Origin of the sequence: Streptomyces canarius (assembly GCF_014650735.1) — a bacterium.
Classification (GTDB): domain Bacteria; phylum Actinomycetota; class Actinomycetes; order Streptomycetales; family Streptomycetaceae; genus Streptomyces; species Streptomyces olivaceoviridis.
Genome location: NZ_BMVN01000004.1, coordinates 181,174 through 195,586 on the forward strand (window position 1 = coordinate 181,174; position 14,413 = coordinate 195,586).

At 70.7% G+C, this 14,413-nt stretch carries 12 protein-coding genes; 6 read left to right on the forward strand and 6 right to left on the reverse strand.

The window, feature by feature from the left end; genetic code table 11:
• Nucleotides 1-114 precede the first annotated feature (114 nt).
• The 5 genes from IE294_RS07780 to IE294_RS07800 all read left to right on the forward strand — a co-directional run bounded on the left by IE294_RS07780 (nt 115) and on the right by IE294_RS07800 (nt 4,585).
• Entirely contained in the window at nt 115-801 is a 687-nt protein-coding gene (locus IE294_RS07780; RefSeq protein ID WP_189883727.1) for a maleylpyruvate isomerase family mycothiol-dependent enzyme, read from the forward strand.
• Nucleotides 802-864: 63 nt separating this feature from the next.
• A complete protein-coding gene (locus IE294_RS07785) occupies nt 865-1,521 on the forward strand; it encodes an MBL fold metallo-hydrolase (RefSeq protein WP_189815517.1) in 657 nt (218 codons plus the stop codon).
• 451 nt (nt 1,522-1,972) lie between these two features.
• Nucleotides 1,973-2,857, forward strand: coding sequence for an ABC transporter substrate-binding protein (locus IE294_RS07790; protein WP_189883728.1), 885 nt, complete (start codon nt 1,973-1,975; stop codon nt 2,855-2,857).
• Nucleotides 2,854-3,789 (forward strand): amino acid ABC transporter permease, encoded by a 936-nt coding sequence (locus IE294_RS07795; protein WP_189883729.1) that lies wholly within the window; start codon nt 2,854-2,856, stop codon nt 3,787-3,789. Before IE294_RS07790 ends, IE294_RS07795 begins: the two co-directional genes overlap by 4 nt.
• A gap of 67 nt (nt 3,790-3,856) precedes the next feature.
• Nucleotides 3,857-4,585 carry an amino acid ABC transporter ATP-binding protein gene (locus tag IE294_RS07800; RefSeq protein WP_306433387.1) on the forward strand — a complete coding sequence of 243 codons (729 nt, stop codon included), beginning with the start codon at nt 3,857-3,859 and terminating at the stop codon, nt 4,583-4,585.
• A gap of 13 nt (nt 4,586-4,598) precedes the next feature.
• On the opposite strand, the gene aroQ is transcribed toward IE294_RS07800, so the two are convergent.
• Nucleotides 4,599-5,072: a type II 3-dehydroquinate dehydratase gene (aroQ, locus tag IE294_RS07805; RefSeq protein ID WP_189883730.1), complete on the reverse strand. Its 474-nt coding sequence runs from the start codon at nt 5,070-5,072 to the stop codon at nt 4,599-4,601.
• 209 nt (nt 5,073-5,281) lie between these two features.
• Here aroQ and IE294_RS07810 point away from each other — a divergent pair, with 209 nt between their 5' ends.
• Nucleotides 5,282-6,553 (forward strand): MFS transporter, encoded by a 1,272-nt coding sequence (locus IE294_RS07810; RefSeq protein ID WP_189884084.1) that lies wholly within the window; start codon nt 5,282-5,284, stop codon nt 6,551-6,553.
• A 27-nt stretch (nt 6,554-6,580) separates the two neighbouring features.
• Here the strand turns inward: IE294_RS07810 and IE294_RS07815 are convergent, their stop codons facing one another.
• The 5 genes from IE294_RS07815 to uvrB all read right to left on the reverse strand — a co-directional run bounded on the left by IE294_RS07815 (nt 6,581) and on the right by uvrB (nt 14,374).
• A complete protein-coding gene (locus IE294_RS07815; protein WP_189883731.1) occupies nt 6,581-7,681 on the reverse strand; it encodes a calcium:cation antiporter in 1,101 nt (366 codons plus the stop codon).
• Nucleotides 7,682-7,927: 246 nt separating this feature from the next.
• Nucleotides 7,928-8,929 carry a TerC family protein gene (locus IE294_RS07820; RefSeq protein WP_189883732.1) on the reverse strand — a complete coding sequence of 334 codons (1,002 nt, stop codon included), beginning with the start codon at nt 8,927-8,929 and terminating at the stop codon, nt 7,928-7,930.
• Nucleotides 8,930-9,157: 228 nt separating this feature from the next.
• The gene (locus IE294_RS07825) at nt 9,158-11,209 is read right to left on the reverse strand and encodes a TerD family protein (protein WP_189883733.1); all 2,052 of its coding nucleotides are present in this window, start codon (nt 11,207-11,209) and stop codon (nt 9,158-9,160) included.
• A 266-nt stretch (nt 11,210-11,475) separates the two neighbouring features.
• Nucleotides 11,476-12,054 (reverse strand): TerD family protein, encoded by a 579-nt coding sequence (locus tag IE294_RS07830; protein WP_014672031.1) that lies wholly within the window; start codon nt 12,052-12,054, stop codon nt 11,476-11,478.
• Between the two features lie 172 nt (nt 12,055-12,226).
• A complete protein-coding gene (uvrB, locus tag IE294_RS07835) occupies nt 12,227-14,374 on the reverse strand; it encodes an excinuclease ABC subunit UvrB (RefSeq protein ID WP_189883734.1) in 2,148 nt (715 codons plus the stop codon).
• Between the last annotated feature and the right edge of the window lie 39 nt (nt 14,375-14,413).

The following is a 14,413-nucleotide window of genomic DNA, read 5'->3' on the forward strand; positions in this document are numbered from 1 at the left end:
CCCCGACCATCCAGCATGCCCGACTCCGCCCTCGACCTTATAGCACGTGCATTCGATTTTCGGGCGGGGTTCGTCACCTTCACCCGAAGGAGTGGCCGGACTAGGGTCGGCGTCATGATGGATCACGCTCATGACCTGGCCTGTGTACGGGAAGCGACGGATCGGCTCCTCAGCGCGGTCATCGCCCTTGACAACGCATCGCTCGCCGAGCCGTCACGGCTTCCGGGCTGGAGCCGCGGACACGTCCTGGCCCATCTCGCCCGCAACGCGGACGCGCTCGTGAACGTCCTCCAGGGCCGTCCCATGTACGCGAGCGCCGAGGCGCGGGACGCCGACATCGAGCGGGACGCCCCGCGCCCCGTGGAGGTCCAGGTCACCGACGTCCGCGAGAGCGCGGCCCGCTTCCAGGCGGCCGGGCAGGCCCCCGCGGACTGGACGCGCACGGTGGAGCTGCGCAACGGAGTCACCGACTCCGCGTCCCGGGTGCCGTTCCGCCGGTGGGGGGAGGTGGAGCTGCACCACGTCGACCTCGGGACCGGGTACGAGCTGGAGGATCTTCCGGCGGAATTCCTGGAGCGGGAGACCGGCTTCCTCACCGAGCGGTTCTCCGGGCACCCGGACGTCCCGGCGACCCGGGTCACGGACGGCACGCACGCGTGGACGACCGGGCGCGCGGCGGACGAGCCCCGGATCACGGTCACCGGCCGGCCGGCGGACCTGGTGGGCTGGCTCGCCGGGCGCCGCGACGGGGCGGCGCTGGAGGTGCGGGGCGGGACGCTGCCGGAACTGCCCCCGCTGTAGGTCGGACCGTGCGCGGCCCGACCCGGCCGTCCACCAGGGCTCCCGCGCTATAGGCTGACCTTCATGACGTACTCCGGAGAGGTCAGGGTCGGCGGACCGGCGGATGTGCACGAGCTGAAAGACCTGATGATCACCAAGATCGCGGTCGGCCCGATGGACAACAACGCCTATCTGCTGCGCTGCCGTGCCACCGACGAGCAGCTCCTGATCGACGCCGCCAACGAGGCGGAGACGCTCCTCGGCATGATCGGTGACGACGGCATCGCGTCCGTCGTCACCACGCACCAGCACGGCGACCACTGGCAGGCACTCGCCGAGGTCGTCGCGGGCACGGGCGCGCGTACGTACGCCGGCCGCGACGACGCCCCCGGCATCCCGGTGCCCACCGACGTCCTCGTCGACGACGGCGACGTCATCAGGGTGGGCCGCGTGGAGCTCACCGCGCGCCATCTGGTCGGGCACACGCCCGGATCGATCGCCCTGGTCTACGACGACCCGCACGGCCACCCGCACGTCTTCACCGGCGACTGCCTCTTCCCCGGCGGTGTCGGCAACACGCGCAAGGACCCGAAGGCGTTCGCCAGCCTGATCCACGATGTGGAGACGAAGCTCTTCGACGTGCTGCCGGACGAGACGTGGGTCTACCCGGGGCACGGCAACGACACCACGCTGGGCGCGGAACGGCCGCATCTGCCGGAGTGGCACGCGCGCGGGTGGTGAGCGGGGCGCCGACCGGCTCGCATCCCTCATCCTCGATCAGCTCGCACCTCTGGTCGGCTCACGTCCCAGGGCGCGCCTCGGTGCACAGGCCGTACGCGCGCCCCACGCAGGGCAGTTGTGCGTGAGCCGCGCGTGCGCCGTACACGCACCCGGCGTGCACGCCCCCTCCGCGCGCCCCGTGTGAACCTTTCGCACGCACCGGACCTCCGTGCGCACTCCCGGAGAGCGGGCGACCGCAGTCAACTGGTAGCAGCCCCGCGCAGGATGACGGCTCCTGAGCGGTAGGGGCCGCCGGTCTCCAACCCCGCCCTCGGCCGGCGGCCCAGGCGCGGCCCACGCGCGCGTGGGCCGCGCGCAGCCGCGTTCACACGGCCGCAACACCCCTTCCCAGCATGCGGACAACCACCGTCGTGACCTGGACAGACGCCGCGTTCACTGCCAGTCTCCCGCCATGCATGCTGCCCCTCTCGCCCTGCGCCGCGCGGTCGCCGCCGTCACCATAGCCCTGCTCGCCACCGCCGTCGGCTGCGCTCCACAGCCCGAGGAGAAGGCGTCGGCCGCCCCGTCCGGGTCGGCCGCGAAGAGCTGCGCCAAGGGCGAACTCGCCACCAAGACGGCCGGAAAACTGACGATCGCGACGGACGAACCGGCGTACGAGCCCTGGTTCAAGGACGACAAGCCCGCCAACGGCAAGGGCTTCGAGTCGGCCGTCGCCTACGCCGTGGCGAAGCAACTGGGGTACGACAAGAACGCGGTCGTCTGGCAGAGCGTGCCCTTCAACAAGGCGTTCGCGCCCGGGGTGAAGACGTTCGACTTCGACATCAACCAGGTGTCGATCAGCGCCGAGCGCAAGACGGCCGTGGACTTCTCCTCCGGTTACTACGACGTGCGTCAGGCGGTCATCGCCCTGAAGGGCGGCAAGGCCGCCGAGGCGAAGAGCATCGCGGACCTCAAGAAGCTGAAGCTGGGCGCGCAGGTCGGCACCACGAGCCTCGACTACATCACCGACGTCGTGAAGCCGGCACAGGACGCTGCCGTCTACGCCAAGAACGACCAGGCGAAGTCAGCCCTGAAGAACGGCCAGGTCGACGCCATCATCACGGACCTGCCGACCGCGTTCTACATCACGGCCGCCGAGGTGACGAACGCCAGGATCGTCGGCCAGTTCGAGCACCGGACCGGCACACCCGAGCAGTTCGGGCTCGTGCTGGACAAGGGCAGTGCGCTGACCACGTGCGTGAGCGGCGCCGTCGATGCCCTCCGCAAGGACGGCACGCTGGCCGCGATCGAGAAGCAGTGGCTCTCGGACGCCGTCGACGCCCCGGTGCTCAAGTGACGGTCACCAAGGGTGAGTCGGCCCGGGAGGGGGCGGACGACAAGGGGGACATGACCGGCGGCACCGGCGGCGGTGTCCCGGACGACGGCTACGCGCCCTCCGAGCGGCGTCTGGCGCGCGAGCGCTACCGACGCGCGCGGGCCCGCCGCGCCACCGCCGTCGCGGCCCTCTCCACGCTCGTCACGGCCGCCCTGCTCTACCTGGTCGTCGTCAGCGCACCAGGCTGGCCGCGCACCAAGGAGACGTTCTTCAGCGCGCACTACGCGCGCGAGGCGTTCCCGAAGGTCCTCGAAGGACTGTGGCTGAACGTCCGCCTCCTGCTGATCTGCGGTGTCGCCGTCCTGGTCCTGGGCATGCTGATCGCCGTCGCGCGGACCCTGCGCGGCCCGGTCTTCTTCCCGCTGCGGGTGCTCGCGGCGGCCTACACCGACTTCTTCCGCGGTCTGCCGCTGATCATCAACCTGATGATCGTGGTCCTGGGTGTGCCGGCGCTGCGGCTCCAGGGCGTGACGGTCGATCCGGTGCTGCTCGGCGGTACGGCGCTGACGCTGACGTACTCGGCGTACGTGGCGGAGGTGTTCCGGGCCGGCATCGAGTCGATCCACCCCTCGCAGCGTGCCGCGGCGCGCTCGCTGGGCCTCACCAACCGGCAGGCCCTGCGTTACGTCGTCCTGCCGCAGGCGGTGCGCCGCCAGGTGCCGCCGCTGCTCAACGACCTGGTGTCGTTGCAGAAGGACACCGGCCTGGTGTCCATCGGGGGTGCGGTGGACGCGGTACGGGCGGCCGACATCATCGTGGGCCGCAGTCTGAACTACACGCCGTACATCGTCGCGGGGCTGGTGTTCGTGGCGCTGACCATCCCGATGACCCGGTTCACCGACTGGGTGACGGCCCGGATGGACCGGCGGCGGGCCCAGGGAGGGTCCCTGTGAGCGCCTGGGGAGGAGCCCTGTGAGCACGCCCGAGAACACGCCCGTCAGCAACGCGCCGGTGCTGCGGATGGAGTCCGTCCGCAAGACCTTCGGCGGCTCGGTCGTCCTGCGGGACGTCGGTCTGGAGGTCGCCCCGCACACGGTGACCGCGCTGATCGGCGCCTCCGGCTCGGGCAAGTCCACGCTGCTGCGCTGCGCCAATCTCCTGGAGGAGATCGACGACGGCGCCATCTGGCTGGACGGTGAGGAGATCACCGACCCGCGCGTGGACCAGGACGCGGTACGGCGCCGGATCGGCGTCGTCTTCCAGGCGTACAACCTCTTCCCGCACATGACGGTGCTGGACAACATCACGCTCGCTCCGCGCCGGGTGCACGGCGTCTCCCGCACGGAGGCCGAGGAGCGGGCCAGGGAGCTGCTGGAGCGCCTCGGGCTGGGCGGCAAGGCCGATGCCTACCCGGACCGGCTCAGCGGCGGTCAGCAGCAGCGTGTGGCGATCGTCCGGGCCCTCGCGGTGCGGCCCCGGCTGTTGCTGCTGGACGAGATCACGGCCGCGCTCGACCCCGAGCTGGTGGGCGAGGTGCTGGAGGTGGTGCGTGGCCTCAAGGACGAGGGCATGACCATGGTGCTGGCCACGCACGAGATGGGCTTCGCGCGGGACGTCGCCGATCAGGTCTGCTTCCTGGACAGTGGGGTCGTGCTGGAGCGCGGCACCGCCGAGCAGGTCTTCGGTGACCCGCAGCAGGAGCGCACGCGGCGCTTCCTGCGGCGGATCGTGGAGGCGGGCCGGCTGTAGTCCCGCGCGCGGGTCACGCGTCCGCTCGCGCCGCTCCGGCCAGTGCCGCGACCCGCTCCACGCCGAACACATAGCCCTGCACTCCGCATCCCGCGATCACGCCGTCGGCGCGCAGCGAGACGTAGGAGTGGTGCCGGAACGATTCGCGCCGGTGGATGTTGGAGATGTGCACCTCCAGCACGGGCATGCCGTCACAGGTGTTGAGCGCGTCCAGGATGGCGACCGACGTGTGCGAGTAGGCGCCGGGATTGATGACGATCCCGCAGTGGCTCAGCCGCGCCTCGTGGATCCAGTCGACCAGCTCCCCCTCGTGGTTGGACTGCCGGAAGTCGACCGTGCCGCCGTGCGCGGCCGCCGCCTTGGCGCACAGCGCCTCGACGTCGGCCAGTGTCTCGTTGCCGTAGATCTCGGGCTGGCGCTGACCGAGGAGGTTCAGGTTGGGCCCGTTGAGGATCATGATCGGGGCGTTGGCCAGGGTGCGGGGCACGGTTCCTCCGGTCCGTTCGGGGCGGTCCGTCCACGACCGCTGCTCGCACCGGTCTATCACGCCGGTCGGCGCCGGCAGCGGGCCCCGTACGCCGGTCGCCACGGCGCGCACCCACGTCCCGTGATCGCCTCCGCGCGCCCCCGTAACCCTTGATTACTGTGGGTAGTTGACGCGGCATGCACGATGTACGCGCCGTAAACGCCCCGTCCATGCCGCGGCTCGCCGCCGCCTCGCTCGCCGGGACAGCGATCGAGTTCTACGACTTCTTCGTCTACGGGACCGCGGCGGCTCTGGTCCTGGGGCCGCTGTTCTTCCCGACGTTCTCGCCGGTCGCCGGGACGCTCGCGGCGTTCGGGACGTTCGGGGTGGGGTTCGTGGCCCGGCCGCTGGGCTCGGTGATCTTCGGGCACCTCGGGGACCGGCGCGGCCGGCGTCCGGTGCTCGTCATCTCGCTGCTGCTCACCGGCGCCTCGACGGTCGCGGTCGGCTGTGTGCCGTCCTACGGGACCATCGGCGTGGCCGCGCCCGTGCTGCTGCTCGTGCTGCGTTTCCTACAGGGGCTGGGGCTCGGCGGCGAGTGGGGCGGGGCGGTGCTGCTGACCGCCGAACACGCTCCCGCCGGGCGGCGTGCCCTGTGGTCGAGCTTCCCCCAGATCGGGCCGGCACTCGGCTTCGTCCTGGCCAACGGGGTGGTGCTCGCGCTGTCGGCAGGGCTGTCCGACGCGGAGTTCGCCCGGTGGGGCTGGCGCGTGCCGTTCTGGGCGGCCGGCGTCCTCGCGCTGGCCGGTCTGTGGCTGCGCTCCTCCCTCAGGGAGAGTCCCCGCTTCCTGGAGATCGACGATCACGCGCGCGTGCCGCTCGTGGAGGTCGTACGGCACCACGGGCGGCTGGTGCTGCTGACGGCCGGAGCTCTCGCGGTCGGTTACGCGGTGTTCTATGCGGTGACGACCTGGTCGCTGGCGTACGCGACGGAACGGCTCGGCGTGAGCCGTACGGTCATGCTGATGTGCGTCATGGGCGCGGTGCTGGTGAAGGGCGCGCTCACGCCCGTCGTGGCACTGTTCGGCGACCGGTACGGACGCCGGCCGCTGTGTCTGACGGGGTGTACGGCCTGTGTCCTGTGGATGCTGCCGATGGTCGCCCTCCTCGCGACCGGCGAGCAGCTGCTGATGTTCCTGGCCATCCTGGGCGCCCTGATCGCCTTCATCACCATGTTCGCGGTGATCGCCGCGTACCTGCCGGAACTGTACGAGGCCCGGGTGCGCTGCACGGGCGCCGCCGTGGGCTACAACCTCGGTGGGGTCTTCGGCGGCGCCCTCACCCCGATCGTCGCCACGGCGCTCGCGGAGCGGGGCGGACGGGTCCCCTGGGGCGTGGGGGCGTACCTCACGGGCATCGCGCTGATCAGCCTGGTCTGTTTCGCACTGCTGCCGGAGACGCGGCCGGTGCCCGTGCCGGCGGTCGAGCCGGTCACGGGCTGACCGGACGCATCGCGGGCTTCCCGCCCGCTACGGGTTGATCGCCAGTTCCAGGTAGGCGGCGAACAGCACCAGGTGGACACCCCCTTGGAGGGGCGTGGCCCGGCCCGGCACGACGGTCAGGGAACTGACCACCACGGTCAGCGCGAGCAGCAGCATGTGGGTCGCGCCGAGGCCCAGGACGAGCGGCCCGGACAGCCATACGGACGCGAGCGCCACGGCCGGGATGGTCAGGCCGATGCTGGCCATCGCGGAGCCGAGCGCCAGGTTGAGGCTGGTCTGCACGCGGTCGCGGCGAGCGGAGCGCAGGGCGGCGATGGTCTCGGGCAGGAGGACGAGCAGGGCGATGATCACACCGACGACGGCCTGGTGCAGGCCCGCCGCCACCACGCCCGACTCGATCGTGGGCGACACGCCCTTGGCAAGGCCGACCACGCCGATCAGCGCCAGCCCGAGCAGGCCGAGGCTGGTCCAGGCGGTACGCGCGGACGGGGGCCGGGCGTGGTCGTCGGCCGTGATGACCTCTCCCTGCCGGGTGATCGGCAGGAAGTAGTCGCGGTGGCGCACGGTCTGGGTGGCCACGAACAGCCCGTACAGGATCAGTGAGGACAGCGCCGCGAAGGTCAGCTGGATGGTGGAGAACTCGGGTCCGGGCTTGCTGGTGGTGAAGGTCGGCAGCACCAGGCTGAGCGTGGCCAGCGTCGCCACGGTCGCCAGCGCCGCGCCGGTGCCCTCGGGGTTGAAGACGGCCGTGCCGTGCCGCAGGGATGCGACGAGCAGGCAGATCCCGACGACGCCGTTGCAGGTGATCATCACCGCGGCGAAGACGGTGTCCCGGGCCAGGGTGGCACTCTTGTCGCCGCCGTCCGCCATGAGGGTGACGATCAAGGCCACCTCGATGATCGTGACGGCGATGGCGAGCACCAGGGAACCGAAGGGCTCGCCGACTCGGTGGGCGACCACCTCGGCGTGGTGCACGGCTGCCAGGACGGCACCGGCGAGAACGAGGGTCATCAGGCCGACGACCGCGCCGGGCATGCCCCGGCCCCAGGTGAAGACCAGCAGGACGACCGCGAGCACCGGCACGAGGATCGTCCATTGGCGGGCGAGCGACCGGAGCCGAGTGATCATGCGGCGATGGTCGCAGAGGCGTACAGAGTTCGCATTCCGTTCTTTCCGGATACCTCTCATCCTTTCCGGTGCGGAGCCCGGCGCCGGTGGGGCCGGGCCCCGCGTCGCTACGAGACGCCGCCGAGGGGCGATGAGACCCCGCCGAGGACCGATGACCTCGCCGAGGGATCACGCACCCCCGGCGAGGGCCGATATCCCCGTTCACTATGCGGCTACGCGGAACCTCGTGCTTCCGCTGCGCCCCGGTCAGACATCGACGCTGCTCTTGCGAGCGTCCTCGCCGTCGGCATGCGCCTCCTCGACGGCCGCCTGCTTCTTTGAGGCCAGCAAGCTGGTGACCGTGGTCACGGCCAGGACCGCGCAGATCACGCCGAGCGAGACCGGGATGCTGATCTCGGGCACGTGGACACCGGACTCGTGCAGGGCGTGCAGCACCAGCTTGACGCCGATGAAGCCGAGGATGATCGACAGCCCGTACGACAGGTGGACCAGCTTCCTGAGCAGCCCGCCGATGAGGAAGTACAGCTGCCGCAGACCCATCAGGGCGAACGCGTTGGCGGTGAAAACGATGTACGGGTCCTGGGTCAGACCGAAGATCGCAGGGATGGAGTCCAGGGCGAACAGCACGTCCGTGGTGCCGATGGCGAGCATCACGACCAGCATCGGGGTCATGACGCGCTTGCCGTTCTGCTGGATCCACAGCTTGGTGCCGTGGTACCGGTCGGCCACTCCGAACTTGCGCTCCACGGCCTTCAGCAGCTTGTTCTCCTCGTACTCCTCGTCGGCCTCGTCCGAACGGGCCTCCTGGATGAGCTTCCAGGCGGTCCAGATCAGGAAGGCGCCGAAGAGGTAGAACACCCAGGAGAAGCTGGCGAGGATCGCGGCCCCGGCGGCGATGAAGACGGCCCGCAGGACCAGGGCTATGAGGACGCCGACGAGCAGGACGCGCTGCTGGTACTGCGCGGGAACCGCGAACTTCGCCATGATCAGGACGAAGACGAAGAGATTGTCGACGCTCAGGGACTTCTCGGTGATGAAGCCCGCGAAGAACTCACCGGCCGGTTGCCCGCCACCGAAGACGAGGAGGCCGAGACCGAAGAGACCGGCCAGGGCGATCCAGACGACCGTCCAGATGCCCGCTTCCTTGATCGACACCTCGTGCGGCTTGCGGCCGATGAAGAAGTCGACCGCGATCAGGGCGGCGAGACCCGCGATGGTGAGGACCCACAGGGTCATGGAGACTTCCACTGCACCTCCGGCATTACGTGACGGCAAACACATCAGCGTTGTCGCTGCCGGAGGTCTCTTCCACCCGCGATGGGCCGACGCCCCGGGACCGGACCGGTCCGTACTGACGGGTGCGCCGCAGTCAAGGAGTACTCCCCTCCGTACGGAAGACTGTACCCCAATCACCAAGGAAAGGTAAAGCAATAAGTAAAGGAAACACCAAGTTAGCTGGTCAAGCGACCTTTACCATCACTTGGTGCGGACTCTGGCCACCTCGGTGAGCACGGCGTGCACGATCCGGTCGGCGGCCGGGGGCCGTGAGGGTTCGTATGTCCAGGCGTGACCGATCCACGGATCGGCGAGGTGGTCGTCGGGCAGCGGTGTGAGTCGCAGCAGCGAACGCCACAGTGGATCGAGCAAGGGGCCGTAGGCGGCGGCCTCCCCACGGTCGGCGACGAGAAGGAGGTGTACGCCGGCGGCCGGGCCCTCGTCGGCGAGGTACCGGAGCCGGGTCACCGACCGGTCGTCGAACCCGTGCGGGAAGTCGTTGACGATCAGGAGCTGCTGGGCGGTGTCCACATCGGCCGACAGCGACTCGGCCGCGCCGCCGCGCACCGCCATCTGCACCAGGTCGACCCGCCGGGTGAGCCGCTCCAGCGTCTGCGAGACACCCGCCGCCCCGGTCGCGGGCGGCGACGCGAGAACCCCGGCCCGCGTCAGCGGCAGCAGCGCGTGGTTCCCGGCACCGGCAGGGTCGACCACCTGCACGGCGAACTCCCCAGCCGGGTGGACGGCGAGCAGGCGCGCCGCGAGGGCGACGGCCACGGACATGGCCAGGTGCCGCAGCTCGGCGGGGTCCGTCAGGGGAGCGGCGTCGGCCGCCGACGGACCGCTGTCGATCCACAACCCCCTCTCCAGGGGCAGCCTGACCAGCAGGGGGATGCGCAGGGGCGCGCTTTCGGGCAGGTGGACATCGCCGAGCCGCAGCGCCATCGGCGGCTCGGCAGGAACGCGGTAGGCGTGCCAGACGGGGCTGTCCCAGCGGGCGTAGGCGGGCGGGAGCGCGGGTTCGACCACCTCGGCCTCGGCGATGAGCTGGGCGAGGTCGCGATCGAAGGCTGCCCGCGCTTGGCCGGCCAACTGGGTCCGGCGAACGTGGGCCGCCTCGCGCGCGGCACCGCCCGCCGTGCCGAGCCGCGTGCGGGGGTCGGCGAGGGCCTGGTCCAGTTCCTGCTCCAGGCGGGAGTCGGCGAAGTCGATGGCGCTCCGGTAGGCCGCCGTGGTGCGGGCGAGGTCCTCGAACATGCCCCAGACCTGGTTGTACAGCCGTTCCTCCATCGACCAGCCCACAGCGTCTCCGGCAACGGGCCGCGCGGGCTGTCCGTCGGCGACCGAGGGGGCCGGGGGCGGGGACGGACGGCCGCGGGTGCGGCGCGGGTGTGTGTAGTCGACGGGGCCGCCCGGCTGGTGGGGATCGGGGCCGCCGTCCTCGTCAGGGCGCCGCGGGCCGTACGAACGCGGCGGCTCCGCCGGCCCGGAAGCGGGCGACCGGGACGCGGTGGCGGGCCGAGGAGCCGACGCGGGTGGGGAAGGTGGTGAAGCGGTGGCGGGCTGAGAAGCCGACGCGGACGGGGACGCGGTGGCCGGCTGAGAAGTGGGCACCGCCTGATGGGTGGGCGAGGCCTGCGGTGCCGGAGCGGAGGTGGTCCGGGGATCGCGATCGGTCGGCGGTACGGGTGTCGTACCGGGCAGGCCCTGGGCCAACGTCTCCTGGATGGCCGTCGCGAGGTCGTCCGCGTCGGGCAGCCCCCGGTCGGCGAGGAGGGCGGGCAGGCCGCGCGCATAGCCCTGGCCCATCGCGCGCACTTTCCAGGCGCCCTGTCTGCGGTACAGCTCCAGGGCGATCACGGCCGTCTCGGTGTCCAGGCCGGTGAGGGTGTAACAGGCCAGTTCGGTGCCGTCGTGGCCGCTCACCGTGGTGTGCGGGGCCGGGACGGCGCCGAAACCGAGCGGGCCCGCCGTGCCGGTGGGCAGGGCGAGGAACACGTCGACGCGGTGCACGGCCTCGGGCAGGGCGGCCAGGTCGACGGCCAGGCGGTGCTCGGCGGCCACCTGCCGGGGCACCTCGACCCCGGGCAGGTGGGAAGCGCCGGGGTGGGCCACCCACTGGCGGCCGTGCACCGTGCCGTGCTCGTCGCCGAGCGTGGCTCCGGCGAGGACCGGCACTCCGGCCGAGATCCGGATCTCCAGCCGGACCTGGGACAGCGGGTGGTTCTGCCCCCGCACCAGCTCGGCTCCCATCGCCGTCGCGCCCCCTGTGTCGTTCGCTCGTGCGTGCCGCGCCGGGTGAGCGGGCGGTCCGGTGCCAGGGCCTGTCGTCACCTTCCCGTCCGTCGCCCGCAGGACGGCCCCGCGGCGTCTGGTGCGTGCTCTGGGGTTCCCCCGGCCGAAGGCCGGGGGAAAGTGCCGGGCCCAGGCCCTCGTGCGGGACGCACTCGGGTCTGGGGCGGGCGCGGCGACACTACGTGCGTGGCGTCGCGCGGCGGACGCGCGCTGTCGGACAGGCCCTAGAGGTGCGGCAGGATCGCCGGCATCAGGTCCTGGAAGGTACGGCCCCTGGCCGGGGCGCCGATGGCCGTCATCGTCCAGCCGGAGCCCGCCCGCTGCACCTTGGCCATGATCTGGGCGGTGTACTCGCCGCCACCGGCCAGGGTGTAACGGGCGAGTTCCTGGCCGTTGGTCTCGTCCACGAGCCGGCAGAAGGCGTTCTGCACCTCCTGGAAGGTCTGGCCGGTGAAGGAGTTGACCGTGAAGACGATCTGGTCGATGTGGACCGGGACGCGTTGCAGGTCCACCAGGATGGCCTCGTCGTCCCCGCCCTGGCCGGCGCCGCCGACGAGGTTGTCACCGGTGTGGCGCACGGAACCGTCGTCGCTGACCAGGTGGCGGAAGAAGACGACGTCCTTGGGTTCCGCGCCGGCGAAGAGGACCGCCGAGGCGTCCAGGTCGATCTCGCGGGTGCGGGAGCCGAACAGGCCGCGCCGCTTGGCGGCCTGCCAGCCGAGGCCCATGCGGACCGCCGTCAGGGTGGCCCCGTCCTTCTTCTCCAGGCTGATGGCCTGACCCTTGGACAAGTTGACGGACACGGCTGAATCCCCTCTCGACGGTCCCCTGTTGCCGCGCCGAGCCGTTGCTGCGCACCGCGCGGTTGATCAGAACACTACGCAGGACCGCGGACAGTGCCGACCCCCGGCCCGGGCTTTGTGTCGGGGTTGCAACACTTGGCGTGCGGGCCGGGGGCCGGTACCGGGCGGAGACTCAGGCGAGGCCGGCCTCGCGCATCTGGCGCAGTTCCTTCTTCATCTCGGACACCTCGTCGCGCAGCCGGGCCGCGATCTCGAACTGCAGCTCCGCGGCGGCGGCACGCATGCGCTCGGTCATCTCCTCGATCTGCTCCGCCAGTTCGGCCGCGGGACGGTCCGTGGGCACCGCCTTGGCCTTGGCCGTCCTGGTGGCCTTTCCGGCCTTCGCGCCCTTGGCCGCCTTGTCGCCGAGCGACGGGACGGGGGCCTTGGCTCCCTTGCCGTCCTTCGTCTTGCGGTAGCCGGAGCCGAGGAGCTGTTCCGTGTCGACCTCCTCGCGGGCGATCTGGGCGACGATGTCGTTGATCTTCTTGCGCAGGGGCTGCGGGTCGATGCCGTTCGCCTTGTTGTAGGCGACCTGCTTCTCCCGGCGGCGGTTGGTCTCCTCGATGGCCTTCTCCATCGCCGGGGTGATCTTGTCGGCGTACATGTGGACCTGACCGGAGACGTTGCGTGCCGCGCGGCCGATGGTCTGGATCAACGAGGTACCCGAGCGGAGGAAGCCCTCCTTGTCGGCGTCCAGGATCGCCACCAGGGACACCTCGGGCAGGTCGAGGCCCTCACGGAGCAGGTTGATGCCGACCAGGACGTCGTACTCACCGGAGCGCAGTTCGCGCAGCAGCTCGACGCGGCGCAGGGTGTCGACGTCGCTGTGCAGGTAGCGCACCTGGATGCCGAGTTCCAGGAAGTAGTCGGTGAGGTCCTCGGCCATCTTCTTGGTCAGCGTGGTGACGAGGACCCGCTCGTCCTTCTCGGTGCGCTTGCGGATCTCGTGCACCAGGTCGTCGATCTGGCCCTCGGTGGGCTTGACCACGACCTCCGGGTCGACCAGGCCGGTCGGGCGGATGATCTGCTCCACGAAGCCGTCCGAGCGCGACAGCTCGTAGGGGCCCGGGGTGGCCGACAGGTAGACGGTCTGCCCGATGCGCTCCTGGAACTCCTCCCACTTCAGCGGCCGGTTGTCGAGGGCGGAGGGCAGGCGGAAGCCGTGGTCCACGAGAGTGCGCTTGCGGGAGGCGTCACCCTCGTACATCGCGCCGATCTGCGGGACGGTGACGTGCGACTCGTCGATGACGAGCAGGAAGTCGTCCGGGAAGTAGTCCAGCAGCGTGTTGGGCGGGGAGCCCGGCGAGCGGCCGTCGAAGTGCATCGAGTAGTTCTCCACGCCGGAGCAGGTGCCGATCTGGCGGAGCATCTCGATGTCGTAGGTGGTGCGCATCCGCAGACGCTGGGCCTCCAGGAGCTTGCCCTGCTTCTCCAGCTCGGCCAGGCGCTCCCCCAGCTCCTTCTCGATGTCGTTGACGGCCCGCTCCATGCGCTCGGGGCCGGCGACGTAGTGGGAGGCGGGGAAGACGTAGAGCTGCTGGTCGTCGCTGATGATCTCGCCGGTGAGCGGGTGCAGCGTGGACAGCGCCTCGATCTCGTCGCCGAACATCTCGATGCGGACGGCCAGCTCCTCGTAGACCGGGAAGATCTCGATGGTGTCTCCGCGGACCCGGAAGGTGCCGCGGGTGAACGCCATGTCGTTGCGCGTGTACTGGATGTCGACGAAGCGGCGCAGCAGCTCGTCCCGGTCGATCTCGTCGCCGACCCTGAGGGTGACCATGCGGTCCACGTACTCCTGCGGAGTACCGAGGCCGTAGATGCAGGACACCGAGGCGACCACGATGACGTCGCGGCGGGTGAGCAGCGAGTTGGTCGCAGAGTGGCGCAGGCGCTCGACCTCCTCGTTGATCGAGGAGTCCTTCTCGATGTAGGTGTCCGACTGCGGGACGTACGCCTCGGGCTGGTAGTAGTCGTAGTACGAGACGAAGTACTCGACGGCGTTGTTCGGCAGCAGCTCGCGGAACTCGTTGGCCAGCTGGGCGGCCAGCGTCTTGTTCGGCGCCATCACGAGCGTGGGGCGCTGGAGCTTCTCGATCATCCACGCGGTGGTGGCGGACTTGCCGGTGCCGGTCGCGCCGAGGAGGACGACGTCCTTCTCGCCGGACTCGATGCGCTTGGCCAGCTCGGCGATGGCCGCCGGCTGGTCGCCGCTGGGCTGGTAGGGGCTGACGACCTCGAAGGGCGCCACCGTGCGTTCGATGTGGGAAACGGGCCGCATGACATCAACCGTACGACCCCGCACTGACAACCGGTTCCG

Excerpts from the sequence above, each read along its gene's own strand:
- IE294_RS07780 (WP_189883727.1), top strand. The coding sequence starts at position 115 with ATGATGGATCACGCTCATGACCTGGCCTGTGTACGGGAAGCGACGGAT.
- IE294_RS07785 (WP_189815517.1), top strand. The coding sequence starts at position 865 with ATGACGTACTCCGGAGAGGTCAGGGTCGGCGGACCGGCGGATGTGCAC.
- IE294_RS07790 (WP_189883728.1), top strand. The coding sequence starts at position 1,973 with ATGCATGCTGCCCCTCTCGCCCTGCGCCGCGCGGTCGCCGCCGTCACC.
- IE294_RS07800 (WP_306433387.1), top strand. The coding sequence starts at position 3,857 with ATGGAGTCCGTCCGCAAGACCTTCGGCGGCTCGGTCGTCCTGCGGGAC.
- IE294_RS07810 (WP_189884084.1), top strand. The coding sequence starts at position 5,282 with ATGCCGCGGCTCGCCGCCGCCTCGCTCGCCGGGACAGCGATCGAGTTC.
- IE294_RS07815 (WP_189883731.1), bottom strand. The coding sequence starts at position 7,681 with ATGATCACTCGGCTCCGGTCGCTCGCCCGCCAATGGACGATCCTCGTG.
- IE294_RS07825 (WP_189883733.1), bottom strand. The coding sequence starts at position 11,209 with ATGGGAGCCGAGCTGGTGCGGGGGCAGAACCACCCGCTGTCCCAGGTC.
- uvrB (WP_189883734.1), bottom strand. The coding sequence starts at position 14,374 with ATGCGGCCCGTTTCCCACATCGAACGCACGGTGGCGCCCTTCGAGGTC.